Origin of the sequence: Alteromonas sp. Cnat3-28 (assembly GCF_022348265.1) — a bacterium.
In the GTDB taxonomy this organism is placed as follows: domain Bacteria; phylum Pseudomonadota; class Gammaproteobacteria; order Enterobacterales; family Alteromonadaceae; genus Alteromonas; species Alteromonas macleodii.
Genome location: NZ_JAKREY010000017.1, coordinates 48,168 through 74,918, shown reverse-complemented (window position 1 = coordinate 74,918; position 26,751 = coordinate 48,168). Strand labels below are relative to the sequence as shown.

The following is a 26,751-nucleotide window of genomic DNA, read 5'->3' as shown; positions in this document are numbered from 1 at the left end:
GAAAATTTTGCGCTAATGGTAGGGATTTAAGGTCGTTAAAATAGAAACAGATTAGGGGTTTCTTTATAGATCAGTTGCAATAGTTTTTAAGGCGTAGATATTTAAGGTGTAGGCTTTGAAGTCACAGATTTTTAAGGTGTATGTTTTTCTTGTTTCAAACCTGCGCCCTATACAGAATGTGCAAAAACTACGGTTTGCGTTACGCAGATTGATAACACGTTATTTATGAAAGACTTTTTATAAATAACGAAAGCTTAAGCAGTTGATTGCGCTTCGCTTCATTCAGAGCAAACGACGCGTTTAAACGAAAACAATGGTTAAATTCATTGGTTAAGCTAAACAGTTTTCCAGGCGCAATTGTGATGTGTAAACGCAACGCTTCTTTATAAATAGCCATTGCATCAACATGCCCCCGGCATTCCACCCACAAAAAATAGCCGCCGCTATGTGTATGAATAGTCGCAACGTCTGATAGAAGGTCGGTAAGCAGCGCCGTTATCGTCTTCTTACGAGTGATGAGTTTTTTTCGCAGCTGCTTTAAATGAGACTCGTAATTTTTTGTGGATAAATAGTCTACAAGCGCAAGCTGTATCGGCGCACTGGTTGCCAATGTACTCATAAGCTGCTGTTTTTGTATTTCAAGGGCACGCTTACCTGCGGCGACCCACCCTATTCTGTACCCTGCCACTAAAGACTTGGAGAACGATGAACACAACATGCTACCTCCCTCTTTCATAAAATGCTTAATTGGCAGAGGTGGACGCTTATCAGCATAAAGCTCGGCATACACATCATCTTCAATAAGGGCAACATTATACTTATCGAGTAACGCGGCCACCTGCTGTTTTTGACCGTCACTCAATGAGTATCCAACAGGATTTTGAAAGTTGCTCATAAGCCAGCAGGCTTTCACATTATGATTTTTAAATGCGCGCTCAAGTGCAGCTACATCCAGGCCAGTGTTGGGTGATACCGTTACAGTAATCGCTTTAAGACCTAGACGTTGAAGCGCCTGCAGCGTTCCATAAAACACCGGCGACTCGACCACCACCCAGTCTCCTGGTGTGGTGCATGCCTGCAAACTCAAGTTCAGCGCCTCTAGCGCACCAGCGGTAATAATGATTTCATCAGGCGATATATTCACGCCTTTGGCGGCATAGCGCCTAGCGATGATTTTTCTAAGGTCCAGGTTACCTGGAGACAAGTTATCCATGGCGCTGGTCAAGGAAATTCGCTGGGCGGCAGCTACAATCGACTTATTTAAATGTTGCCTTGGATAAAGGCTTGGGTCGGGGTAAGCAAATCCTAAGCTGAACATGTAAGGGTCGCGTGAGGCCTGCAGTACTTCATACACAAAGTCGTTAATGCTGACGGCTTCTGTGGCCTGTACACGCTCTTTTGAGGCATTATTCGCTTTAGCTGTTACCAGAAAGCCAGTACGTTCTTGGGAGCTGACTATGCCTTGGCTTTCTAACGTCTGATAGGCGTGCAGCACTGTCATTAGGCTGAACCCTGTTTGTGCTGCCTGTTTGCGAAGTGATGGGAGCTTTTCATTTTCTACCCACACGCCGCGCTCAATCTGCTCTTTAAGTTGGTGAGCTAAAACTTCGTATTTAGCCACGTTATACTCCGATAGTTCCCACTAGCGGAGTATAACAGTGAGGACAGTTTTCTGTTATAAAAACAATACTGCCAATTTACGCATTATCTTAGGTTAAAGATTTTCTTCTGCAAAACTCGCAAGACGACTTCTTACCACGCCGTCTAGGTTAATGGTGGCACTGCCCGAAAAGTCTTTAAACTTCTCAACCAAGTACGTTAGGCCCGAGGTCACTGCGCTCAGATAGTTACTGTCAATCTGCGCGAGGTTACCGCCCACTATCAGCTTTGTTCCTTCACCACAGCGTGTGATGATGGTTTTAAGCTGTGACGCGGTTAAGTTCTGCGACTCATCCAAAATCACAATCGCATTTTGAATACTTCGGCCTCGCATAAAGTTCACCGACTTGTACTGAATGTTGGCTTTTTCCATAATGTAATTCATAGAGCCTTTGGTATTTTCGTCGTGCTTGTGGAGTACTTCCAAAGAATCGGTAATTGCTGCCAACCAAGGCAACATTTTTTCTTCTTCCGTTCCCGGCAAGAAGCCAATGGACTCAGCAATTTCCGGCGTGCTTCGCGTGACAATGATTTTGTCATACATGTTACGCTCTACCACCATTTCAAGGGCTGCCGCTAACGCAAGTAGCGTCTTACCACTACCGGCAGGGCCTGTGAGAATAACCATATCAATGTGTGGGTCTAGCAACGCGTGGAGCGCCATGGCCTGCCCTATATTTTTGGGTGTGATGCCCCAGGCGTGGCGACCCATTAAGCGTTCGTAACCTAAATCCAACACCTCTAAGTGATCGTCGGTGATCTCTTCTACTAAACCTGCAAACTGTTTAGTTTCGTCGAGCAAAAACTCGTTTACATACGCTTCTGGCAACATAGACTTGGGGATGGTGTGAATCGTATCGCGTCCTTCGCTGCGACTATCCACGCTCTTTACGCTGTCCCAAAAGTTACCTTCAAAGGTGTGAAACCCGCGAGATAGATATTTAATGTCAGTAATAAGCTGATCGGTGCGGTAGTCTTCAACATGAGCGAGGCCTGCCCCTTTCGCTTTAAGGCGCATGTTTAAGTCTTTGGTAACCAACACCACTTTTTGCGGCGCAAACGTCTTTTGCAAGTGCAGCGCTACGTTAATAATGCGGTTGTCATTCTCGTTGCTGGTAAAGACTTGCTGGGCTTCGACCATATTAAGGTCGGCGAATATAGATAGACTCCCTGTAGGTGCCGTTTGACCCGCGCCCAACCCTTCCATCGATACACCCGCTAGCATATCTTCTGGCGTTGCGTCGTGGAGCAAATCCTCCATAGCCCGAATGGATACCCGTGCATCACGCGCCACGTCTTTTTTGCTGTCTTTGATGTAGTCAAGCTCTTCCAATACGGTCATTGGAATAACAACGTCATGTTCTTTAAAAGAGAGAAAAGCGTGAGGTTCGTGCAGCAGAATATTGGTATCGAGGACGTAGATCTTAGTATCGGTAGAATTTTTTCTTGGCATCCTTCACTCCGGTAAATAAAGCCAGGTTAGCCGTATTATTCATTTATGAACGCACGCGCTAACAAGCTACAGTTACGGTTGTAGGAGAATGCCGCTCGAAACAGGACTTCTTCCCCTACTCGCGTCGACTGAGAAGCAGTACTACTCTTTCTGCCTCAAAGGTTCGTTTGTTAAATTAGCGAACCCTTAATTCCACCATAATCCAGTTTTTGAGATTTAGCACTGTTTTTTCTTTTTTATTTTTCGTTAGAGCAAGTGATAAGCGAAGAGCAGTCCCTTCACGTAATATGAGATAGCACAGCGCTCCCATTCTGCATTAACAAGAAACTGGCATACTTGGTTCGTAACAAATGCTCACACTTTAACTACAGTTAGCGCAGCTTTAGTTGCGTTTTTAATACCCAAATAGGCTAAGGTGTATTTGTTGAAGCGGTGAATTAAACACGGGTGCGAACCCAATGCCACAACACCTCAATAAAGTGGATGCGTTTAAATTAATAACACTCAGGGAAAGGTCAGCTATGAATTGGCTTAACATCACAAAAATAAAAACGGCCATAAGCATGACGTTAGCGCTACTAGCGTGCTTTAACGTTGAAATTGCATGGGCGAATAGCCAAGCGCACAATGATTCTTCCCCTGCTAACATTCTAATCAAGGTTGAGAAAAGCACGACTGACACGTCTGAAAAGTGGGTAGTCACCTACACATTGACTACGCCAGCCAAAACGCTGGCTTTTGTTAGAAACCCAGATACATCAAGAACAACACGTTGGTTCGCGCAAGACAACGACATAGAAATCGTCTTTGATAACGTCAAACACCAAGAACTTGTGCGCTCGAAGTCAGGCAAGTCCCTCTCTACCGTGTCATTTTTACTGACACCCACCTATAAACACTTGGGCAAAGATTATGCGCCATTTTCTCCTTTTTCTGATGGCGGAAATGCATTTCATTCTGGACGACTGTTCGCTTGTGCTAATGCCTGTACTGAAGAAGATAATAAATGGCACCTGACACTCAATGTTCCTAGTGATGAACACATAGTGTTGAATGGCAAAGTAATGAAAAGCAGCGTGTCGTGGACAGATAACAATGATGGAAGAGTCGTGTATGTGGGTAAGCAACAGCCAATTATTACCGATGATGTGGTTGCCCTAATTGATCCCGGGCTTCCTGAAAGCATTAAAGCTTCGCTAGAAGAAGATATACCCAACATGATGGCGTTTTTCTCCCATTCTCTTAATCCGCTTAAGGGCGAAAAGCCTATGTTACTTGCCTCTTATGCAAACGTAGATGATCACTCTACACAAGGCGGCACACTACCTAACCAGATATTTATGCATTGGAACAGACAAGACTTAAATGAGCAGGCCGATAACAGCAGCTTTGTTAACCAAACACTTTGGTTCTTTGCTCACGAAGTCGCCCATTTATATCAGCCCAGCAGTACCAAAGGTGTATCAGAAAACGAGGAGCAGTCTTGGCTGCACGAGGGCAACGCCGACTACTTTGCGGCAATCGCCATGAACTTCCTCTACGAAGACGCCAATAGCTACGTTGAAAGCCGAATGACCCGCGCTTTCGAGAGCTGTACTGAAAGGCTGGCGCAGACAACGCTGGCTCGTGCTTATAAAAACGGACACTTCAATCTTTATTATTCATGCGGGATGATAATGCACCGCGCCATTGATAGCGTGGTGCAACAAAAAACGTTAGGTGAGGAGTCGCTGTTCACCGTATGGAAGCGACTTCAAAAAGCAGTGAATAGTGGCATGCCACCTGGCACAGCGACGTTCCTAACCTTGTTAGAGCCCTACAATGCACCTGAACTTATCAAAGCCATCAACAATGCAACGAGCGATGATGCTTTCAAAGCCATTCAAGGAATTGAAACTTTGTACCAGTTACCTGAGTAGGCTACTTAATGAAGTAGCCTATTGCTTTATATTCGCCATCAACTTCCACCATAGAAAGGGTCTCTACTTTCATTGTGGTCTGGGAATCAAAGTCAGTGGTGAACGACAAAATTAGGTAGTTTCCTTTAGGCAATCCCGGCAGTGAAGTTGGCGCTTGTGCTAACGCGATTTCCCTCGACTTGGCCGCCCCCAATGGCTCCCTGACTAGCTGCATCGCCTCGGTCCATTTAGCGATTGAAATACCGCTTCTAAAAATAGCCCCACTCTCTTTCCAGCTTTGTTCATATTCACCGCTGTCGATAAGTTCCAGCCAACTTGTTGCATCTTCAAGGACTTCGCTACTGACATTAACTGGCTTGCCAGCTTCAATTACTTGGTTGCTACCATTGTTTGCATTGACCGTTTGCGCATAATAAATAGCAACGAACAAACTGATGGCGAGCGCTAGCGTGATCCAAAGAACATGTTGGGGATTCAACGACGTTGGCCGGTCACCCTGCAGCTTAGTTGAATGATGAGCTGCGGCATTCTCGCCCGCAGTAGAAGTTTGCGAGGTTGGCTGCCCTTGAGCATGACTTGTAGTGGCATGGGTTTCACCCATTAAAAGCGCATCGGGCGTCGTTTCGAAAACTGAAGCAAGTGCGCCTATTGAATCGTGTGATGCAGATTGTGTTTTCTCAATTCGCTGAATAGTACGCAAACTCAATCCAGACACATCTGCCAGATGCTGCTGACTCCATGCCCTAGCATTGCGAAGTTGTATAAGCTTTTGACTGTCTACTTTCATATCCATCTCGCGCTTCCTCCTGTTAGCTGCGATTCACATACGTTAAAAACATAACGCGGTTAACAGTAAGAAATATCCATGGTTAGTGATACGACAGTTTTACGCCAACCCTGTGACAAAGCAAGCCTGATAGGCACGTCAACGTTCTTATTCTTTTGCTACCAGCATTCTCGTTGTGAAGCAAAGAAGGCCTACTAGTGCTAATCGTCTTGTTAACGCAGGGCATAGGTACTCAATCCCCCCACCTGCAACCGCAAATCAAATGAGCTAGTATTAATGACTTATCACAACGCAATGCGTACAATACCGCCCCCCGAAAAATAGGTTGGTGATTTATGAGTTCAGATAGTCAATTTTCAGTTGGTCAGCGTTGGTTAAGCAACACAGAAATAGAGCTGGGGTTAGGTGTCGTTATTGGTAGCGACTTCCGTTCTGTCGAAGTGTTGTATCCAGCAACAGGCGAAGCGCGAAAGTATACTAAGCAAGATGCGCCGCTTACGCGACTAATTTTTGAAATTGGCGAAACGGTCAAAAGCCAAGACGGCTGGGAAATGACCATTACTGAAAAAGAAGAAAGCCAAGATCTTTTCATCTATCACGGGCTTCGCGAAGACACCAAAGCGCAAGCGCGATTACCTGAAACCATGCTAGACAGCCACATTCGCTTGAACCAACCTGAAAAGCGCCTGTTCAGTCAGCAATTAGACAACCCTAAATGGTTCGATTTGCGCGAGCGTGCTTTAGATCATCAATACGATTACTTACGTTCAAACACCATTGGTCTTGCAGGTGCGCGCATATCGCTTATTCCGCACCAACTCCACATTGCGTCAGAGGTAGGCGGCAGACACGCACCTCGCGTATTACTTGCCGATGAAGTAGGTCTTGGTAAAACCATTGAAGCCGCGTTGATTATTCACCAGCAGCTTAAAACAGGCCGCGCAGAGCGCGTGCTTATTTTGGTTCCAGACTCGCTCATGCACCAATGGTTAGTTGAAATGCTTCGTCGCGTTAACCTTCCTTTTGCCATTTACGATGAAAGTCGTTGCGAGGCTATAGAGAAGAGCGAAGGCTTACAAGATGACGAAACATCTGACGCGAGCGCTGTGAATCCATTCGAAAACGACCAGCTAGTACTTTGTAGTATCGACTTCCTAAGCAAGAGCGAAAAACGCCAGCAGCAAATTCAAGCTGCAGGATGGGATTTAATGGTTGTCGATGAAGCCCATCACCTTGCGTGGTCAAGTGAGGCTCCCTCAGCCGAGTACCTGTGTGTAGAAGCATTAGCCAACCAAACGCCTGGTGTATTACTCCTTACCGCAACGCCTGATCAACTTGGTCACGAAAGTCACTTTGCCCGCTTGCGCCTGCTCGACCCGGCTCGCTTCCATAGCTACGATGCATTCTTAGATGAAGAATCGAAATACAGCCAACTGGCCGATGCGGTAGCGCCATTACTTTCAGACGCCGAGCCTAACGACAAACAACGCAGCAAACTCGCAGAATTCGCGCCTGACGTAATGGAACATGCGGGTGATTTAAGCTCGCCGGAAAATCGCCATGCGCTGCTGCACCAACTTATCGATTGTCACGGCACAGGCCGTATGCTGTTTAGAAACCGCCGCGCCAATATCGAAGGCTTTCCGATGCGTAAATTAAGCGCTTACGAACTGGCTTTGCCTGAGGTTTATTCAGATGCCGTGAGTGGCGGCGACTTAACCTATTCACTGTATCCTGAACGTATGGCAAGCGTGGTTAACAGCTGGACCAAGCAAGACCCGCGCGTTGAATGGCTGCTTGATTTCATGCAAAGCGTTAAGCCAGAAAAGATTCTGCTTATTTGCGCAAGCGCCCGTACAGCGCAAGAATTAGGTGAGGTTATTCGCACGCAAACCGGAATTCGCCATAGTGTATTCCACGAAGGCATGAGCATTGTGGAGCGCGACAAAGCGGCTCATTATTTTGCCGATGAGGAAGACGGCGCACAAATTCTACTGTGTAGTGAAATTGGTAGCGAAGGCCGTAACTTCCAGTTCGCTCACCATTTGGTGCTGTTCGATTTGCCTATTACGCCAGATCTGCTTGAACAACGTATTGGTCGTCTTGACCGTATTGGCCAAACCCAAACCGTACAAATTCACGTGCCGTATTTAGCGAAAACCGCGCAGCACGTATTACTAGATTGGTATCACGAAGGGCTGAATGCCTTCGAAAAGACCTGCCCCACGGGCTCTGGTGTATTCGACGACGTTAAGCCTCTGCTTATTGGTGCGTGCTTACACCCTGACGATATGAGCGCGCGTGACGAGCTAGTGAACATGAGTGTTACGCTTAATAGCCAGCTCGTAGCGCAACTAGAAGCCGGTCGCGATCGTCTTCTTGAGCTTAATGCCTCGGGTGAAGGCCGCGTAGAACAACTGCTTGAAGACATTATTACCCTTGATAGCGAACAAGATTTGTCGCGCTTTATGGGTCGCGTATTCGATGCTATTGGTGTTCAGCAGGACGAAAAAGGCAATGACTGCTTTATTCTTATGCCAACTGAATCGATGGTGAGCCAGCTTCCAGGTCTTGACCCAGAAGGCATGACGGTTACTTACAAGCGCCGTGTAGCCACAACGCTAGAAAACGTACAGTTTTTAAGTTGGGATCATCCACTTGTGCATACCGCCATGGACGTAGTACTCACCGACGTACACGGAAAGAGCAGCATGGGCTTCATTGCCGAGCCGTCTTTGCCAAAAGGCGCTTATTGGGTTGAGGCGTTGTTTGTGCTGCAGGCGCAAGCGCCTAAAGCGCTTCAGTTGGGTCGCTTCTTACCTCAAACGCCCGTGCGAGTGTGTTTAGATGCGCAAGGAAACCCGTCTGAATTAAGCTTCGACGTTAAGCGTAAAATTGGACGTAAGATCTCGGCTCAGCTTCTAAAAGCCTTGCAACAGCCGCTTGAGCTTGCCATTGAAAAGGCGCGTAAGCTTGCCCATCAGCAAGCTAACCAAAAGCAACACGACGCACTTAACAGAATGCACAGCACGCTTAACGAAGAAATACAGCGCTTGCGCGATCTTCAAAAGCGTAACCCAGCAGTACGTGACAGCGAAATTGAGTTTATTGAAACGCAAATGAACGCCCTTGATAAAGTTATTCAGGATGCAGATATTCAGCTGGACGCCATTCGTATTGTGGTAAATAACCCGTAACCTCGAAAGGTTAAACATTCAAGAGCGACTGTGAAGTAACGAGTACATAATGGCGAACCCAAGTTTTGTTTATAACCCACCGATGACACCTTATCTTGATATTTTGTATCAAGATGAGGACATGGTGGTTGCGCATAAACCTAGCGGGCTATTGAGCGTTCCGGGCAAAGCTTTAGAGCACCGCGACTCGCTGATTAGCCGGGTGAACCGTGTGTACCCCACCGCCACAGTAGTGCATCGCTTAGACATGGCGACTTCGGGTATTTTGGTGCTGGCGCTTAATAAAGATAGCCATCGCCATATCTCGAAACAGTTTGAGTTACGTCAAACTAAAAAGCGCTACTTCGCACGTGTTCATGGGCATGTAGAACAAGACAGCGGAGAGGTTAACCTTCCCCTTATTTGCGACTGGCCAAACAGGCCAAAGCAAATGGTAGACTTCGAGCGCGGTAAAAAAGCCGTAACGCACTTTGACGTCATTGAGCGCACACTGGATGAAAAAGAGCGACCCTATTCTCTCGTTGCCCTTTATCCCATTACCGGTCGCTCTCACCAACTGCGAGTACATATGCTTGCTTTGGGTCACCCTATTTTGGGAGATAGACTCTATGCGCATGAAGAAGCGTTATACATGGCGCCTCGTTTACAGCTTCATGCTGAAAGCTTGAGTCTTTTGCACCCGACACTTGGACATTGGCTGCACTTTAATGTCGCCATCCCTTTTAGTCCGTTTTGCCCAAAGCCGCTCTCAGAAAGTATTGAGTAGCGTTCTAACGCTACTCAACTTTATCAATAGACTCCATTTTAGTTTTAACACACCCTGCCGATAACCTTCGTATAACGCTTGATGTACGAATTAATTTGATGCTGTCCAAGCTGAATTGTTGTCCAAGCTGAATAGATCCAGATTAAGGTAAAGGCAAACCACATTTTATGAAAAGGCACGCTCTCCTTTTAACATTTGCTGTTATTGTTTCGCTATTGCCTATGACAGCTCACTGTGACTTTTTCACAGATGTTAGTCACGCCTATCTGCCTGGAGAAGTGAAACCTTTAATGATTGGAGAAGTTGAATCCCCAATTATTGAAATTGAAGCGCAAACACCGTTACCTTTGGGTGTGGCTATCATACTCACTGAGCCTTTTCCCTCTAGCCTCACGCTCGCGCAGGGAAATAGCCTTGCCAACATGCTTGCTGAAAAAGGCTGGAATGTAGTGATAAGTCCGTTTAATTTGCCGGTCAATGTCACGTCCCAGCAGAACCTACCTGCTGAATCTGCAAACACCGACATGTCAGACTCTGAAACTACGTCTATGTCAGCCCAAAATATCCACCCCAGAAGTAATCAACTTACGCAGTATCTCAATTTTGAATCAGCAACTTCAGCGCTGAGTTTACAACTCAATGCATTGAATAATTATTTACAAGACAATTCAGGCTACCGTATGGTCATTGCACAAGGCATGCTGGCCACAACATACTTGTCCGTCGTAGAGCAACAGCCTCAACTTCATCCAGACACTTTCGTAGCCATTTCACCTTTTTGGCCGGAAGAATCAACGAATACATTAGTTATAGATAATATAGCGCAGTCCAGCTTTCCAATATTGGATCTGTCACTAAGTGGATTTAACGATTGGGCGAACAGTACCACGCAAAAACGAAAGATTAGCGCAAAAAACGCACTAAAAATGCACTATCGGCAAATAATTATCCCCAGCAATTTATTAGCCTTTAGTATAAAGGAGTTTCAGAAACCCCCTCATATTCAGATAGTTGCAAATAGTACTATTGGTTGGACTCGCCACCTAGGCTGGTAATTCGATAATTTACCGATTACGCTAAATTAGTATCCAAAACAATTATCTAAATTTAATGGTGTAAATAGCAAGCCTCTGTCCTAAGCAGTAAGATTGTTATGAACTATAATACTTTTAGCAAACATAAACGGTTGAGTTACTTGTGAGTGTTCAAGATTTCGTAGATAACAAAGCAAAGCAGCTGTGTTTCTATTTGAGAGCATTTTGGCAAGGAGAGCTTGCTATCGAGGAAATCGAGCTATTCTTTTGGGATAGTATGGAAGAATGGGGGCAAATTGATTACACCTTAACGCAGCCCTATACACAAAAAGAACGGGTTTTTTGGCATTTACTTCACCAAGTGCATTATTGGAATGAAGACAAGCTAATTAACGACCAGTTTCTTGTGGATGAACTAAATAACTGCGTGAATTTCCTTGAAGGTTTGGGTCATTGCCCACTCGATTGCGTAGGCATTCGTCCATAGTAAAACTTTCACTTCAACGCGTTATTGCTTCTCACTGTGGTTCATGGCTCAATATGCGTTTGTATTCTTGCCTAAGGCCGCAGTTTTGCTCAACGCTTTAAAAACGTTTAACGACAAACGATACCTCAGTATATTTCTTTTCGGCATTTCCAGTGGCTTCCCTTGGATCATGATTGGTTCAGTGCTATCTGCTTGGCTCAAAGATGAAGGTTTGTCTCGCTCGGCCATCGGCTTATTTGGCATTATTTTCGCGACATACTCTTTTAATTTTCTCTGGTCTCCGCTTGTCGACAAAATCAAGCCCCCACTATTAGGTCAACGACGAGGTTGGATTTTCGCTATGCAAGGCTGTGTAGTTTTGCTGTGTTTAGTGATGTCTCAACTCACTGCAGACCAAGATTTGTTTTATGTTGCATTAATCGGTTTGCTTATTGCTATTGCCTCAGCCACGCAAGATATCGCCATCGATGGTTTTCGCATTGACTGTATTGCCCAAGACGACAAAGACGGCATGTCAGCCGCGTCTTCAGTAGCCACCGCTGGCTGGTGGACCGGTTATGGCGGGCTTGGTGCTATCCCGTTCTTCTTGGCTGACATGACATCTTGGACTTGGCCAAACATTTATCTTTTACTCGGTGCTCTCATGGCTTTATTAATGTGCGCCACGTGTTTAGCGAACGAGCCACACATTGACCGCGAAGCATTGCTTGAAAAGATAACAGCCAAAGATAGAAAGCAGTCTCCCGTTTTTCACTGGATACAAACTACTTTGGTCACGCCATTCGCCGAATTTTTCAATCGAAACGGCGTTAAATTAGCGGCGTCGTTTTTACTGTTTATCTTTCTATTTAAAATCGGTGAAGCCTTTCTAGGCCGCATGAGTATCGTGTTTTATAAAGAAATTGGCTTTTCTAATAGCGATATCGCTACTTACTCAAAATTGCTCAACTGGTGGGTAACCATCGTATTTTCACTGTTAGGTGGATTGGTTAACATTCGCTACGGTATTTACCGCGGATTGATGATTGCGGGTGTGGCCATGGCCGCGTCTAACTTACTATTTGCACTGATCGCGCAAACAGGCCCTTCCACATCTCTTTTAGCCATAACCGTTATTGTCGATGGCTTTACAGGGGCTTGGAGCACCGTTGCTATGGTCGCGTTTATCTCACTCTTATGCAATCGAGCGTTTAGTGCAACCCAATACGCACTCATGGCCTCCCTAAGTGTTGCGGGCAGAACCTTGGTCGCTTCTAGCAGCGGCTTTGTTGTAGATAGTCTTGAAGGCAATTGGAGCCTGTTCTTTATTCTCACAGCAGTCATGGTACTTCCCAGCCTTTGCTTTTTGTATTCAATTAGGCACCACATAAAGCGCGTTGAGTCACCGTAATTTTTTCTACTTCCTTGCAAGTTAGCGTTAGTTGCCTACATTTAAGATGGGTATTTTTACCGCATATTACTTGCAAGGATGAACGTGAGCTCAAACCACACTGGCCAGTCGCAGCGCAAATCATCATCAATTTCGCGGACATTCACTTTTTCAAAAGTGGGTGTTACAGCACTGTTGATCGCTATGGTTTTCATTGCGGTTTTAATCGCGCTGATGAGCAAACAACAAGCTCTCATAGCAGCCTTAAAGCAGCAGAGTTATTTAGAGGACAATATTCTTGCCACTGAGTCTAGTATCAATCAGTTTACGTTTCAGGTGGAGAGCAGCGCGTTTTCTGGCCCCGCGAATTATACTATTTTAAAGCGCGAGCTACAGGTCACCGTTCAAGGTATATCAGAATACCTTCGCAGTAGTGCAGGTCAAGCTATCTCGCCCACCGTCTTATCCGAGAGAGACTTTGCAATAGCAAAAGAAGGATTGAATAGCGCGTCTGCACGGCAGGTCGCGCAAACCACACTAGATTTACTTTATACTCTTATTGAGTTGCCGACAGACGATGCAACTCAACGTATTCAGCAGCAATTTAGTCTGCTGCCTATGGTCAATGCCATGCAGGCGGAAGAAAACGCGTTGTTACTGCGTATTCAGGCGTTGCGCAATAAGATGCTTCTCACTACTATTTTGGGCGCAGTCGTCATTGTACTTTGGTATTTTATTGCATGTTTTTTTTACAAAAGTAACGCAAACAAGTCGCCTAAAAAGTTTGGTAAATCGAAGTTGAGACTTGCCATGGTGGATGACGATAGAGATTTGCAAAACAAAGAGTTTTTGCAGCTAATTAGCCATGAATTCAGAGCGCCAATAAGTGCAATTATCAGTGCTCTTGAACTTATTCCTAACATGGAAGAAGAGCGCACCAGACTAATTCAGCAGGCTGAACAATCCAGCTATCGACTTCTTAATCTTACCAACAACCTTACCGATGTATTAACCAATAACACTGAAGACGACTTGCACTTTTCAGATGTCGACCTAATCAGCTTGCTCGACGAATGTATCTCGCCGTTTTCTGTACGCGTAAAAGACAAAAAAATCGAATTTAATATGCACTGTAGTCACAGTGTGCCCCATTACGCAGAAACGGATCCTGTCGCCCTTTCTAAAGTAGTAGTTAACATTCTTGATAACGCCGTTAAATTTACGGCTAATGGACTGATCGACGTCACCGTTACAACCTTGGTGAAAAACCAAGGGATTTTTCTCGTTATTATAATTAGTGATACTGGAATAGGAATTGATGAGGCGACGCAAAAGCGCATGTTTGAACGCTTCTATCGCGGTGAACACTCAACTGGTCAGCGCTTCCCGGGGGCAGGAATTGGCTTGTCTGTAGCTAAACGCAGCGTTGATAAGCTGGGCGGTGCACTACAGGTAACCAGTACAGTTGGAGTTGGTACAGAGTTTAAAATTTTACTGCCTCTGAAACCTATTGAGGACCTTCCCGCTACAAATTCAGCACCGTCTAATGCGACCTTCGCCGTAGTTGACGATTTAGAGATATCTAGGCTGCATTTACAATCAATTATTACCAAAGAGGGCTTTAGCGCACGCACGTTTTTATCTGGTGCGAACTTGCTCAATCTGCACGAAGAAATACTTCAGTTTTCAGGCATTATTGCAGATTTGTACATGCCGGGCATGAATGGTCTTGAGCTAGTGAGGACGCTCAAGGCGATTTTTGGTGAACGGGTACCGCCCGTTATTATGCTGTCAGCAACCCCAGATATTGCCAACATTATTGCAAACAGTGAACTCCCCATCTATCAAAGCTTTGTAAAACCCATAGATAGAAACCGGTTTGTAGATGCGCTCCATCACCTCACAGCAAGTAACGCAAGAGTTGTTGAAACAACGAAAAAGGCCAACGTGTTACTGGTAGAAGACGAGCCCATTAATGCAGAAATGGTGGGGTATATGCTGCAATGTATGGGTCACGAAGTTACCGTGAGTTACACCGGTGACGACGCTATTATTAGAGTGAGTGAAAATGCGTTTGACTGTGTACTGCTGGATATCAACTTACCAGATATCAATGGCTTGGAAGTCGCTAAAATAATGAAAGAAGGTCACCCTGACCTTCCAATCATCGCCCTTACTGCGAATGCTCACAGAAGCGATAAAGAAGCGTCGCTGCAGGCAGGTATTCGATACCACTTAGTGAAGCCTGTCACCTTTCAAGAGCTCAAAAACACCCTACGCCTAGCACTATAATGCGCTAGGCGCTGCATAAATGCGATATTGATTTCGGCCGTTTTCTTTTGCTTCATAAAGCGCCTGATCAGCACACTCAAGCCATGCCATCGCTCCTTTAAAGTCAGGAGAGAATTGTGCAAGACCTAAACTAACAGTGAAACTTATTGACTCACCTTCGTGTTCTACCACTAAACGCTGTGCTAATTGTCGGATACGTTCGGCAACTATCTTGGCATCTTCAACCGAAGAGTCATTCAGAATAATGGCAAATTCCTCTCCGCCGTAGCGCCCTGCAAGGTCGGTTTCCCGCACACAGCGCTTAATTAGCGCTGCTAACATCTTAATCACCTTATCCCCAGCCTGATGACCATAAGTATCGTTAATGCGTTTAAAATGGTCGATATCGAGCATTAGCGCAGTACTTGGCTTTTCTCGGCGCACACAAAGTTTGTGCATCTCATCAAAGCGTTCCTGCCAGTAGCGACGATTATATAGCCCAGTTAAACCGTCCACGCGGCTCGCTGTTTTCAACTCTTCGTTAAGATGCTCCATTCCACGCTTACCAAGCGCCTGCTCAGTGACATCGTAAACAAGCATACAAAACCGCTCTACGTTGCCGCGCTTATCAACAATAGGGAACATGGTCACATTTTGGTACATGAACTCTGCAGCGCTGGTTACAGGACGATTACAACCAAACTTAAACAAGTAAGGGCGCTGTTCCCAAATAATAAACACCGGGCTCTTCAAATTGAACACAGGGTCGACTTTGGTTCTCAACCACTTTTCCTCTATTTCCGGGAAATGAGAAAAAAGACTGTCTCCAATGATTGCTTCCGCTTTCTTTGCACCGTGGTTTTCAAGAAACTTGTTCCACACTTGAACCTTGAAGTTGCGGTCTAGCACTGCAATGCCTACTTCAATGGAATCGAGAAGCTCTGCGGGTACTTGAGAAGAATTAGCTAAAGCACCGGTGGAAAGTGCGTCTGTTGATGCATTCATATACTTTCCTTGTCTTGTGTGACAGCGTCATCATCGAGCAGCCGAGAATAGATATGGTTCATGGCGTCACCAGGAAATAGCAACAGCAGGTCAAAGGAAATATCTCTGGCCTTAATGGCATAACCTATTTCGATAGCCATGAGCTTGCCCCATCGCTGCACGTTATCACTTAAAAGCGTTGATAGTCCTTGGTGCTGCCCCAGTAGCACCGGATGCGTGTGGCTAAAGGCGACATTTAACTGCTCTGACAAACCGTTTAAACAGGCCCCGATAAGAATATTGGAGACATCCATTAGTGCTTCTAGCGCTAGTTGGTCTGAGGAAGCTGACGGCGGATACTTTAATAGTTCAACGATGTTTTGAGAGTTTGTGTCGGTAAAAATGACCAGCGCTTCGCCGCTTATACCTTCACTAATAAAGCCTTTTGAAACTGCCGACACACTGTCGTTACGATTAATTTCCGCAACCGCCATGGACAGTTCGTTGCTTTCAATTAAGTTGACGTTTGGTATAGGCAAATCAATAAATTCACCTAGCAGTTGAGCAAGATTCTCACCCGCGCGCCCCATGGCAATATTGACCATTTCACGACATGCGTCTAATTGATCTTCTTTGCTCATCTGGCGCTTGGCTAAAACGGCATTTGAGTCGCTATCGTCTTGCGCTTTTTGTAAGCTCGCACCAGAGGAATGTGTCTCGCCACTGTAAATCCCGTAAGAGGCTAGGATGTGGCTGAGTTTTTCGTTATCAATTGGCTTTCTTATGAAATCCAGGGCACCAAGAGCGAGCATTTTTTCTCGCGCTTGCGCTTGTACATCACCGGAAACGACAACCACCAAACAAGGTAGATCCTGCTGACGAATGGCTTCCATGGTTTGATAGCCATCCATTACTGGCATGTTTAAATCGAGAAACACAACATCTCCCTTACCTTCGCGAATAAGCTCAAGGGCTTGCTCGCCATTTTCGGCAAAAGAGATGTCTACATCCCACCCATCAGGTAAACTGCGCGCCATCTGGCGCCTTGCGAAACCTGAGTCGTCGCATATTAATATAGGAGTACTCATGGTAACTCCTTATATGGCAACAGGGGCTTTAATGTGTGGGTGTGACTGGTAATTTTTAAGCGTGAAGTCGTCGAAGGAAAACCCGAAGATATCTTTCACCTCAGGATTAATTTCCATAGTTGGGCGCTCGAAAGGCTCACGACTTAGCTGCAACTCTACCTGTTCAAGATGGTTTGAATACAGATGCGCATCGCCTAGCGTATGAATAAAATCGCCGGGCTCTAAATCACACACTTGCGCCATCATCATGGTCAGTAAAGCATAACTTGCGATATTGAACGGAACGCCCAAGAAAATATCGCCACTTCGCTGGTAAAGCTGGCAGCTAAGCTTACCGTCTAATACATAAAATTGGAAAAGTGTATGGCAAGGTGGCAATGCTTGTTTGCCCATCGCTGCATTTTCTTTAGGAGAATAATTGGTATCAGGGAGCACTGCAGGGTTCCAGCCGCTAACGATAAGTCGACGAGAATCTGGATTGTTTTTGATTTGCTCAACCACTTCGGCAATCTGGTCTACCGATGTGCCATCACCGCGCTCCCAACTGCGCCACTGGTGTCCATAAACCGGACCAAGCTCGCCTTCTTCGGTAGCCCACTCGTCCCAAATACTCACACCGTGCTCTTTCAAATAAGCGATGTTTGTCTCGCCTTTAAGAAACCAAAGTAGTTCGTGAATAATGGATTTAAGGTGACACTTCTTTGTTGTCACCAAGGGGAAACCTTCCTGTAGATTAAAACGCATCTGATAGCCGAATACACTTAACGTACCTGTACCAGTTCGATCTTCCTTTTTCACACCCGTATCACGTACATGGCGCATTAGAGCGAGATATTCTTTCATCGTTATTCTTATATTTTTTGCTGTTCAACATGGTCTTTTCCGCGCATGTAAGCACGGACTATTAATCCTATTCCTAAAGCTATCATAGGTAAACAAAGAAGTTGCCCTTGGCTTAGTCCCATTTGATATAAGCCAATATGTGCGTCGGGCTCTCTGAAGTATTCAACGATAAACCGGAAGGTGCCGTAACCAAGTAAGAACAAGCCGCTGACCGCCCCTACTGGACGCTTTTTGGCAGAATATAGCCATAGGATAATAAAGAGTAGTACGCCTTCAAGCGCAAACTCGTAAAGCTGTGATGGGTGACGAGGGATATTACCCGCGTTGGGGAAAATGACCGCCCAAGGCACATCGGTGCTACGCCCCCAAAGTTCAGCGTTTAAGAAGTTACCTATGCGTCCAGCACCCAAGCCGATGGGTACTAACGGGGCAACAAAGTCGCCTAGTCGAAGGAAGGTCGTGTTCATACACTTGGCGCGCCAGAATAAGGCTGTTAGCACCCCTAAAAGCCCGCCGTGAAAGGACATTCCACCAGCCCAAATTTTGAACAAGTACAAGGGATCGTCGAGAAACATACCAAACTGGTAGAAAAGCACATAGCCTATTCGACCGCCTAATATTACGCCAACGAAGCTCCAGAAAAGCAGGTCGCTTAACTGCTCACGGCTCCAGTTGGTTCGTGAAAGACGCTTTTGTGCCAATAGGTAAGCGGCGATAAAGCCCACCAAATACATAAGGCCGTACCAGCGGACACTTAACGGACCGACACTGAAGATAACGGGGTCGATACTGGGAAATACCAGATAACTGCTCTGTTCCATTACTTTATTCAATTCCTAAAATCATTCTAATGCTCACCAACACGAGTAAGCACGCCAACATCGCTTTTAACACACGAACATTTACTCGCTGCCCAAGCTTTGCACCTATGTTTGCGGTAAACATAGAGGTGGCAACAATACCAGCTGTTGCCGGTAAATACACATAACCTAAACTATGTTCTGGTACATCTATCGCATTGTAACCGGCCACAATAAAACTCGTGGTACCAAAAACGGCAATAATAAGTCCGCAAAAGGCAGCACAGCCAATTGCCGCGCGTACATTAACACGAAACCATACCAGCGCAGGTACCAATAATGCACCGCCACCAATCCCCATAAGTGCACTTACTAAGCCAGCTCCACCACCAACAGTCGCAAGCGTACCTTTTGATGCGTCATTTTCTGAGGCTTTTTGCTTACCAAATATCATCTGCATCGCAATTAAAATAACCAGCACCGCAAACACATCTTTAAGCAGTTCACCAGAAATATGGCTTGCTACCTGAGCTCCGGCAAATGCGCCAAAAGCAATACCTAAGCCTGTGTAAAGCACAACATGCCTTTGAATATTACCCAGCTTGTAATGCGCGAAGGCCGACGACATTCCTGTGAAGATGATGGTAGATAATGAGGTAGCGATAGCGACAGGCATTACGGTTTCAGTGGTCATTCCCATGAAATGTATAAGCAAATACGACAACACAGGAACGATGATAAGCCCACCGCCAATGCCCAGCATACCCGCCAGAACACCTACCACAGAGCCTAAAATAAGGCAGCTGAGAACTATTACAACTAACGGATCCATTCCTTAAGCACCTGCTCGGATAAGGCCTCCCAGGCCCTTGGTTTCAAGATATTGATTCAAGTGCACAAAAACTTCTTCTTGGCTAACAGAGGTGAGCGCCAATGACAGTAACTGCTTACATTCATCCAGCGTGACTTTTCTAATAAGCCAGTTTATTTTTCTTAAGTTAAAGCCGTTCATACTTAGGCGGCGATAACCCATTCCCATTAGCAGTAATGCTCCAGCTGGCTCACCTGCAATTTCACCGCAGATAGTTACGGGCACTTGATTTTGATTGGCTTTTTGAACCACGTCGTAAAGCGCCCCTAATACCGCAGGATGATAGCTATTGTAGAGCCCTGCCACCCGCGTATTGTTTCTATCCACCGCGAGCAGATATTGGGTCAGGTCGTTACTGCCTACCGAAAAGAAATCCACGTGCTTTGCTAATTGAGGTAGCTGATAAAGTACCGACGGGACTTCTAGCATAATACCTAACTTAGGCTTGGTTAACGTTTGTCCTGACTCTGCAATCTCATCACAAATTTCATAATATGCCTGATTAATTAGTCGCTTAGACTCCTGCACTTCAGATACGGTGGAGATCATTGGCAGCATAATTTGCAAATTGCTTAGGCCTACACTTGCACGCAGCATGGCGCGAACCTGAACCAAGAAAATTTCTGGATGATCAAGGGTTAGGCGGATGCCTCGCCACCCCAAAAATGGGTTTTCTTCATTAATTGGGAAGTACGGTAGTGGCTTATCGCCTCCTACGTCGAGAGTACGCATAGTGATAGGCAATGAAGGCGCGGCCTCAAGCACTTGGCGGTACAGCTTTACTTGCTCTTGTTCTGAAGGAAAACGCTCGCGTAACATAAAGGGGATCTCGGTGCGATAAAGCCCTACACCCGCGCCAATTTGTTCAGCGTTTAGCTCGACTTCAGCTGAAAGGCCAGCGTTGATATAAAGAGACATTCTACAGCCATCAACACTTTCGCAAGGTTTATCAGCCTCGGCGTCAATTTTCTCTGCGATGGCCGACTCTTCTTCAATGAGCTGTATAAATTCAGACTTGATGTTACGTTCAGGCGATACAATGACCTCGCCTGAATACCCATCAAGCAAAATCTCTTTGTCTTCGAGTAGTGCTGGCGTAACGTTTTGACAGCCCATCACTGCAGGCACGCCCATGGCTCTAGCCAATATTGCCGCGTGAGAGTTATTTGAACCGCGAATAGAAATAATGCCTTTTAGCTTACCTCTTGGAAATTCGGCAAGCATAGGCGCTGAGACTTCATCAGCTACGAGAATACTGGCTTCGGTTATTGTTTTTTCAGTAACCTTTTTGCCATTCGCTTCATACAAAATGTTAGCAAGAATACGGTCGGATAAATCGACAATATCAATGGCACGCTCTTGCATGTAAGGGTCGTCCATTGCTTGAAAGCGTGCGGCATAGCTTTCTACAACCATTTTTAATGAAGACGCCGCATCCCAACCTTGGCGAATTTTTTCTTCAACTTCCCGCCCAAGGCTGTTGGCATCTAGCAGATGATGATACAGCTGAAAAATGGACTTAACATCGTCGGGGATGCCGTCATCTAACCGCTTCGATAACGCATCGACATGACCTCGCGTAACTTCAACTCCTTTGCGATAGAGTTGAATTTGATCTTGAGGAGATTGCGTGCGCTTTACGACCCAGTTTTTAAGGTTAATTGATTTGTCTGGAGACACTCCCTTGCCAATAGCAAGGCCTGGAGAACCCGCAATACCACGCACATTTTTTTGCCGCGCAGTATTGTCGTTCGAATTTGACAGCGTTAAAGCCCCGCGAATATCAGCATTGGTTATTTCTAACGCGAGCTGCGCAGCAAGGGTGACTAAAAATGCTTCTTCGTCTTCACTGAAGCGGCGCATTTGTGATTGCTGAAGGGTAATAACACCAAGCACACGCCGTTGGTTGATAATAGGCGTACCTAAAAAGGCGTTATAGTTTTCTTCCTGAACTTCGGGGTAATGTTTGAATCGAGGATGGCTATGAGCATTAACGATATTAAGAGGCTCTTCCCGCTGACCTACCAGCCCGATAAGCCCTTCTGAGAAGCCAATGCGTACCTGCTCGACTGCATCGGGATGTAGTCCGTCAGTGGCTTTAAGGATAAATTCTTGGGTGTCGTAATCCGCAAGGTAAATGGAGCATGAATCGACATCTAGGGTCTGTTTAACCCGTGAGGCTAGCCTAAACAACGCCGTATCGAGAGCAGGAATTTGATTCATTTCCTGCACGATACGCTTTAACGTGGTTAACATTGTTCCTTGCTGGCTCTGAGGGCTCACTGGTTTTTCCTTTTTTACTCGCAGTTTACTCGCTGCTTACTCCGCACACCGCAATATTGCACACCTCTTTCTTGCGTACCTGAACTTCGCATACGCTTATCCACGCCTGCGTTTCTTGCCACGTTTATGTGGCGCTGCGTTTTGGCGCTGTTGAGGCCGATGCTGCGCAGACATAACTACAGGCGAGAACTCTTTCATTACTCGTCTGTATACATCGCGCTTAAACGATACAACGTTTCTTATTGGATACCAGTAACTTACCCACCTCCAGTCATCGAATTCAGGATGACCTGTTTTAAGTACATTAACGTCTCGCTCGTTACAATCGAGCTGCAACAAGAACCATTTTTGTTTTTGCCCTATACAAACAGGGTTGCTGCCTTGTCGAATTAATCGCTTCGGCAGCTTATATCTAAGCCAGTTACGGGTAACACTTAAAATAGTGACATCTTTCGGTGTCAGCCCTACTTCTTCGTGAAGCTCGCGGTACATAGCTTGTTCAGCAGATTCCCCTTCATCAATTCCGCCTTGAGGGAACTGCCATGAATGTTGACCATAACGTCTTGCCCAAAATACTTGACCCATTTTGTTGCAAATCACTATGCCCACATTCGCACGGAATCCATCGGCATCTATCACATAGACTCCCGGGCACACTATACTGTTATATGTTTTCATTCTTCCACAAACTATGCTCCAATCATAGTCTTAATATTCGTACCCGCTTTTCAAACAGGAAATTAACCATATTTATGCAGCCACCAGCGTCTCCCCCGTCATCTCCAGATAGCCTTTTAGCTCGTTGTCATGCGATAGCAGGCTTGACGCTTGGAGAGCTTGCGGACATGGCAAATGTAGCCATTCCGGCCAATTTACAACGTCATAAGGGGTGGCCAGGCATGCTGATAGAGAAGTGGCTGGGCGCGAGTGCAGGTTCGAAGCCTCAACAGGACTTTCCTGAACTTGGCATCGAACTTAAAACCATTCCCATCGACGCCCATTTTTCGCCTTTAGAAACCACATACGTCTGTTTTGCCCCGCTTTTGATGGCGCCCGGCATTACATGGGAAACGTCTAACGTGCGAAACAAACTACAGCAGGTATTGTGGCTACCAATTGAAGGTGACAGAGCTATTCCGCTGGCCCATAGGCGGGTAGCAACAGGCTTTTACTGGCGACCGAATGAACACGAAGATGCGGTATTGAGACACGATTGGGAGGAACTGGTCGAGCAAATTGCAACTGGACAGGTCGAGTCGATCACCTCTCGTCAAGGCGAGGCCTTACACATACGTCCTAAGGCGGCAAACGGGAAAGTACTCACCGACGCGTTGGGGCCAGAAGGTCAGCGTATCAAAACCCGTCCTCGCGGCTTTTATTTACGTAAAACCTTCACCCATCAAATATTAATAAATGCATTTGGTGGCTAACGCGAACTCAACGTCTAGCACAATACTCTTGTTTATCTTAGCGGCGTGGAGTTTAGGTGTTTAACCAAATACTCACTCAAAAACTTTTCTGAATTTATCCCCATGCGTTTTGCCACGGCTTCAAGTTTAGCGTCGCTGCGCAGCAGTACATTCTTGGCGTACTCTAAGCGGTAGTGGAAAATGAAACGTCTAAAGTTTTTCTTTTCGGTAAGTTGCAAGGCCAATGCGAGCGAGGTGGGGTCGATATCTGCCCCTTTACAAAACTCACTGAGGGTAAGGAAGCGAACCTTGTACGCCTTTGACTCTATGGTGTAGCGTTCTGCTTTAGAAATAATACTGCTAATTTCATAAGGCGTTGCTTTGCCTTCATCTAAGCGTTCGTAATCGAGTGGCGACGGGGACGTCCGTCGTATAAAGGTTAGTGAAAACAGTACAACTAGAATTGCCGTTCCAATCATCAGATGATGAAACCCTTCCCAAAAAGGAACAGGGAAGAAGCCGAATGTTGCGGCCGTCACAAGTAGAATACTCATAAACGCAACACCAACCAAGCTCCCCATTACTCCGGCAAGCCTAGGCATTCTCAGGTTTTTTATATCCACCGCCTGCTCTGGTAAGTGCCTATGGTACATTTGAATATGCTCGGTAATAAGAATACCTATGAGCAACACGCTAAACCCCGTTAACAGTGATGCTATGTAGGCAGGCCACAATAGCAGAGGCTGACCATGAGGAGACGATGAGAGCCATTGCTGCTTATCGTCTACGGGTATTAGGAGAATGGCGCACTGAAAAACGCCGGTCACTACTACCGGCCACCACAGCCGCTTTCTTGCCGTAGGATAAGCTAACAGCATGGGTTTTATTGCGCGGTAACAACACGTAATCGCGATAACAGCAAATACTTCTGATAACCCGTAGATACTAGCCAGTCCTGTGGCATTTGCCATACGGAGCCACTCATCCAGCATAAACACAGGCCAGCACAAAAACGCTGCCGTTAGCCAGCGTCCACTGCGTAAATTGACTTTTTGAACGAACAGACGCACAAAGCCAATGGCATAAATGCCAAGCAGTGCGTAAAGGAAATAGTCATTTATGGCTGAGGTCATCAGCGCCCTCCATCCTTGAGATTCGAGTTGCCTTTACCGTGCATGTTTACAGTAACCACATATACATAGAAAACAATTACCAGTAAACGTCACGTTGCATAGCCACTGTGCGAGTTCGTTCCATAATACGAATTAATGTACTGAGCTTTTCTGACGTCCATTTTCGCACCTCGTCATGAGAGTCTACTTCGGCGTCGTCTATTGACTGCTTTAACATAAGCAGCGCATTCAGCTCATCAATACCAGTGAGCAAATCTAACCACGGCGCGCGAAAATTACCCCGCTCTTCTACAAACAAGTCACCCAGCAGAAACCCACTCCATAATGTCTGCCTAAGCATCACTTCTACAGCGCTGTAATTGGCAGGCCCCATGGTTTTATTTAGCGGCATGCTTTGCTGTACAGTTTGCCAACCTTGCGACAGCCAACCTTTTGCATGATCAAGCACCGGATGGTCAAAACCCGTTGCGACTTTTTGCCACGGCTTATTCTGGATAAGACTTATGGCGTGTAGCTTAATGTCTGTGGCATCGTTGTCGAAAAACAGCTTTTCAGGCTCATGAGCCTGCATTAAGCCTGTTTGTCGTCCTTGCAAATAGCTTACTACTGCAGGATGTTTGCTGAGTGTTTTGTTAAACATGCTCTTTTTAGAGAGCAAGTAACGCAAACTTTGTAAGTCGTCTTGCCAACCCCACTTTTGCGCATGGGTGACCAGTTTTTTATGCAGGGCTAGTAGCTCAGGGCACTGCAGAACCGGCAAGTAAAGCGATACACTTTGAAGTAACAAGCGTACACTCTTGGCGACTTCCGCGAGCATTTTTATTGAACCACTTTCGCAAAACACATGCTCGTGGTGCTGCCAATGCGCCAATGCAGTTTGAACCGCGTGGCTAAATGCTTCTTCCGTGGTGGTTGTGTCTTCAAGCGCAAGGAAATCTGGCAGGTGTCGAACTTTAGCGTTAAAACCGTGAAGTAATTGATATCCCTGCGCCGCTTTTGATACATCACTAAGGCGTACCGGCATGTTGTCGTTTATTAGCACAGCTAACGTAAACAAACTGTTGATATCACCTGACATCAACTCAAGCTCTATTTCGTTGATTGGGGAACTGGCTTTTTCTGTACTTGCTTCACCACAGTCCAGCACAATCTCAACCACACTTTCACCCACACTAACCACATAGGCATTGCGAGTAAAGTGAGTGCTAAACTGTTTAGATAGCCGCGTGTTTTTTGCCGCCACATCCCAATCCTGGGGCCAAGCGCTGGCTTCAAATAGCGTGAGGTCGGGCCTTGAATTATCAAGGCTCACATTGTATTCCATGCGTTTGTGCAGACCACCGCTGACCACGCCGTTAGTCTTTAGCGTCTGTTCGTATTCACCATTGTTACCTCGAACACGAAAGCCCATTTTATTGTTTTGAAAATCGAGCTTATCGGTATCGTAATAGTCGTTTTCAAGGCGCATTTCACGATGAGAGTTAACCTGAATACTGTTTTTTTCGAAAAGAGGAAGTACACGTTGAGTAAACGCATGGTGGGCGTTGTCACCCGTTACAAATTTTAATTCTATTTCTGACATGGTTGCGCTAGGCACAGCTTATGATGCTGACACCTTACCTTTGTCGCTTACTTTTCGCAATGCTGGCGCCATGAAACAAGATGCTTTAATTAGACAAAAGTGGAACAAACTTGCCTTTATCGCGGTCAACCAATACCATCTTCACGTTTTAAATTCTAAAATTGGACTTCATATGATTCGAAAGTGGTTAGCAGCAGCCCTTATTGCATGCTCTTTTCAAGCATTTTCGCTACAAGATACCGCTGATTTAGAAGCGTCTTCTTCGCATTACATAAGAGATGACTTGTTTATCTTTATGCATACTGGACCTGGTCGTAACTACCGCATTCTAGGTTCAATTGAGGCGGGCACACCTATTACTGTGCTCTCCCGCGACAATGATGCTGAATTTACCCAAATTACCGACAACGAAGGACGTAAAGGCTGGGTTGAAAGTAAGTTTGTGTCTAATACCATGTCGCAAGCCGAGCAATTGCCAATCATAAGTGAGAAGCTAGCTGAGAGCCAAAGTGGACTTCAAGCTGCACAATCAGAAAATGCCAAACTTCGTCAGCAGCTTAACGATGCTCGCCAAAAGGTGTCTAAACTTACCACCACAAACGACGAGCAAGCGTCTCAAATTATTCGTTTAACGGCTAAGGTTGAAAGCGCTAATAAAGACGAGCTTGTTACCTGGTTTACTCGCGGTGGCATAGTGGCAGGCGTGGGGATATTGCTTGGTGTAATGCTCACTTACCTTCCTAAACGCAAGCGTAGAAACAGCGAATGGATGTAGTGTAGGTTTTAAAGCTGGACGCTAAAAAACGAAAACGCCGA

The 26,751-nt window shown here is 45.9% G+C and carries 21 protein-coding genes; 9 read left to right on the top strand and 12 right to left on the bottom strand.

Features of this window, described 5'->3' with window-relative positions; translation table 11 throughout:
* Positions 1-223: 223 nt before the first annotated feature.
* Together MHM87_RS15830 and MHM87_RS15825 are read right to left on the bottom strand one after the other, a co-directional pair.
* Positions 224-1,621 (bottom strand): PLP-dependent aminotransferase family protein, encoded by a 1,398-nt coding sequence (locus MHM87_RS15830; RefSeq protein ID WP_239260119.1) that lies wholly within the window; start codon positions 1,619-1,621, stop codon positions 224-226.
* Positions 1,622-1,714: 93 nt separating this feature from the next.
* Positions 1,715-3,112 carry a PhoH family protein gene (locus MHM87_RS15825; protein WP_014978266.1) on the bottom strand — a complete coding sequence of 466 codons (1,398 nt, stop codon included), beginning with the start codon at positions 3,110-3,112 and terminating at the stop codon, positions 1,715-1,717.
* Between the two features lie 521 nt (positions 3,113-3,633).
* Between MHM87_RS15825 and MHM87_RS15820 the strand changes: the two genes are divergently transcribed.
* Positions 3,634-5,031, top strand: coding sequence for a hypothetical protein (locus MHM87_RS15820; RefSeq protein WP_239260117.1), 1,398 nt, complete (start codon positions 3,634-3,636; stop codon positions 5,029-5,031).
* Position 5,032: 1 nt separating this feature from the next.
* Here MHM87_RS15820 and MHM87_RS15815 read toward each other — a convergent pair whose 3' ends face one another.
* The gene (locus tag MHM87_RS15815; protein ID WP_239260115.1) at positions 5,033-5,824 is read right to left on the bottom strand and encodes a DUF4019 domain-containing protein; all 792 of its coding nucleotides are present in this window, start codon (positions 5,822-5,824) and stop codon (positions 5,033-5,035) included.
* 329 nt (positions 5,825-6,153) lie between these two features.
* Here MHM87_RS15815 and rapA point away from each other — a divergent pair, with 329 nt between their 5' ends.
* From rapA to MHM87_RS15785, 6 genes are all read left to right on the top strand, one after another.
* Positions 6,154-9,015, top strand: coding sequence for an RNA polymerase-associated protein RapA (gene rapA / locus MHM87_RS15810; RefSeq protein ID WP_239260113.1), 2,862 nt, complete (start codon positions 6,154-6,156; stop codon positions 9,013-9,015).
* A gap of 49 nt (positions 9,016-9,064) precedes the next feature.
* Positions 9,065-9,781 (top strand): bifunctional tRNA pseudouridine(32) synthase/23S rRNA pseudouridine(746) synthase RluA, encoded by a 717-nt coding sequence (gene rluA, locus MHM87_RS15805; RefSeq protein ID WP_239260111.1) that lies wholly within the window; start codon positions 9,065-9,067, stop codon positions 9,779-9,781.
* Between the two features lie 167 nt (positions 9,782-9,948).
* Complete coding sequence (locus MHM87_RS15800; protein WP_239260109.1) at positions 9,949-10,836, top strand: alpha/beta hydrolase family protein; 888 nt, start codon at positions 9,949-9,951, stop codon at positions 10,834-10,836.
* A 142-nt stretch (positions 10,837-10,978) separates the two neighbouring features.
* Positions 10,979-11,302 carry a hypothetical protein gene (locus tag MHM87_RS15795; protein WP_239260106.1) on the top strand — a complete coding sequence of 108 codons (324 nt, stop codon included), beginning with the start codon at positions 10,979-10,981 and terminating at the stop codon, positions 11,300-11,302.
* Between the two features lie 43 nt (positions 11,303-11,345).
* Entirely contained in the window at positions 11,346-12,692 is a 1,347-nt protein-coding gene (locus tag MHM87_RS15790) for an MFS transporter (protein WP_061094165.1), read from the top strand.
* A gap of 84 nt (positions 12,693-12,776) precedes the next feature.
* Positions 12,777-14,963, top strand: coding sequence for a response regulator (locus tag MHM87_RS15785; RefSeq protein ID WP_239260104.1), 2,187 nt, complete (start codon positions 12,777-12,779; stop codon positions 14,961-14,963).
* On the opposite strand, the gene MHM87_RS15780 is transcribed toward MHM87_RS15785, so the two are convergent.
* From MHM87_RS15780 to rppH, 7 genes are all read right to left on the bottom strand, one after another.
* Positions 14,958-15,947 carry a sensor domain-containing diguanylate cyclase gene (locus tag MHM87_RS15780; RefSeq protein WP_202941222.1) on the bottom strand — a complete coding sequence of 330 codons (990 nt, stop codon included), beginning with the start codon at positions 15,945-15,947 and terminating at the stop codon, positions 14,958-14,960. The two genes, MHM87_RS15785 and MHM87_RS15780, sit on opposite strands and share 6 nt — an antisense overlap.
* Positions 15,944-17,014 carry a response regulator gene (locus MHM87_RS15775; RefSeq protein WP_239260102.1) on the bottom strand — a complete coding sequence of 357 codons (1,071 nt, stop codon included), beginning with the start codon at positions 17,012-17,014 and terminating at the stop codon, positions 15,944-15,946. Before MHM87_RS15775 ends, MHM87_RS15780 begins: the two co-directional genes overlap by 4 nt.
* 9 nt (positions 17,015-17,023) lie before the next feature.
* Complete coding sequence (locus MHM87_RS15770) at positions 17,024-17,857, bottom strand: thymidylate synthase (RefSeq protein ID WP_239260100.1); 834 nt, start codon at positions 17,855-17,857, stop codon at positions 17,024-17,026.
* A gap of 8 nt (positions 17,858-17,865) precedes the next feature.
* The gene (gene lgt, locus MHM87_RS15765; protein WP_239260098.1) at positions 17,866-18,678 is read right to left on the bottom strand and encodes a prolipoprotein diacylglyceryl transferase; all 813 of its coding nucleotides are present in this window, start codon (positions 18,676-18,678) and stop codon (positions 17,866-17,868) included.
* 4 nt (positions 18,679-18,682) lie between these two features.
* The gene (locus MHM87_RS15760; RefSeq protein ID WP_239260096.1) at positions 18,683-19,489 is read right to left on the bottom strand and encodes a sulfite exporter TauE/SafE family protein; all 807 of its coding nucleotides are present in this window, start codon (positions 19,487-19,489) and stop codon (positions 18,683-18,685) included.
* Positions 19,490-19,492: 3 nt separating this feature from the next.
* Positions 19,493-21,784 (bottom strand): phosphoenolpyruvate--protein phosphotransferase, encoded by a 2,292-nt coding sequence (ptsP, locus tag MHM87_RS15755; RefSeq protein ID WP_039224899.1) that lies wholly within the window; start codon positions 21,782-21,784, stop codon positions 19,493-19,495.
* 123 nt (positions 21,785-21,907) lie between these two features.
* Positions 21,908-22,450 (bottom strand): RNA pyrophosphohydrolase, encoded by a 543-nt coding sequence (gene rppH / locus MHM87_RS15750; RefSeq protein WP_014948179.1) that lies wholly within the window; start codon positions 22,448-22,450, stop codon positions 21,908-21,910.
* Between the two features lie 113 nt (positions 22,451-22,563).
* Between rppH and mutH the strand changes: the two genes are divergently transcribed.
* On the top strand, positions 22,564-23,241 hold the full coding sequence (gene mutH / locus MHM87_RS15745) for a DNA mismatch repair endonuclease MutH (protein ID WP_014948178.1): 678 nt from the start codon (positions 22,564-22,566) through the stop codon (positions 23,239-23,241).
* Between the two features lie 32 nt (positions 23,242-23,273).
* Here the strand turns inward: mutH and MHM87_RS15740 are convergent, their stop codons facing one another.
* The gene (locus tag MHM87_RS15740) at positions 23,274-24,353 is read right to left on the bottom strand and encodes a DNA mismatch repair protein (protein WP_239260094.1); all 1,080 of its coding nucleotides are present in this window, start codon (positions 24,351-24,353) and stop codon (positions 23,274-23,276) included.
* A gap of 76 nt (positions 24,354-24,429) precedes the next feature.
* Positions 24,430-25,935: a CYTH domain-containing protein gene (locus MHM87_RS15735; protein ID WP_239260092.1), complete on the bottom strand. Its 1,506-nt coding sequence runs from the start codon at positions 25,933-25,935 to the stop codon at positions 24,430-24,432.
* Here MHM87_RS15735 and MHM87_RS15730 point away from each other — a divergent pair.
* A complete protein-coding gene (locus MHM87_RS15730; protein WP_069943706.1) occupies positions 25,898-26,710 on the top strand; it encodes a TIGR04211 family SH3 domain-containing protein in 813 nt (270 codons plus the stop codon). The two genes, MHM87_RS15735 and MHM87_RS15730, sit on opposite strands and share 38 nt — an antisense overlap.
* Positions 26,711-26,751 lie beyond the last annotated feature (41 nt).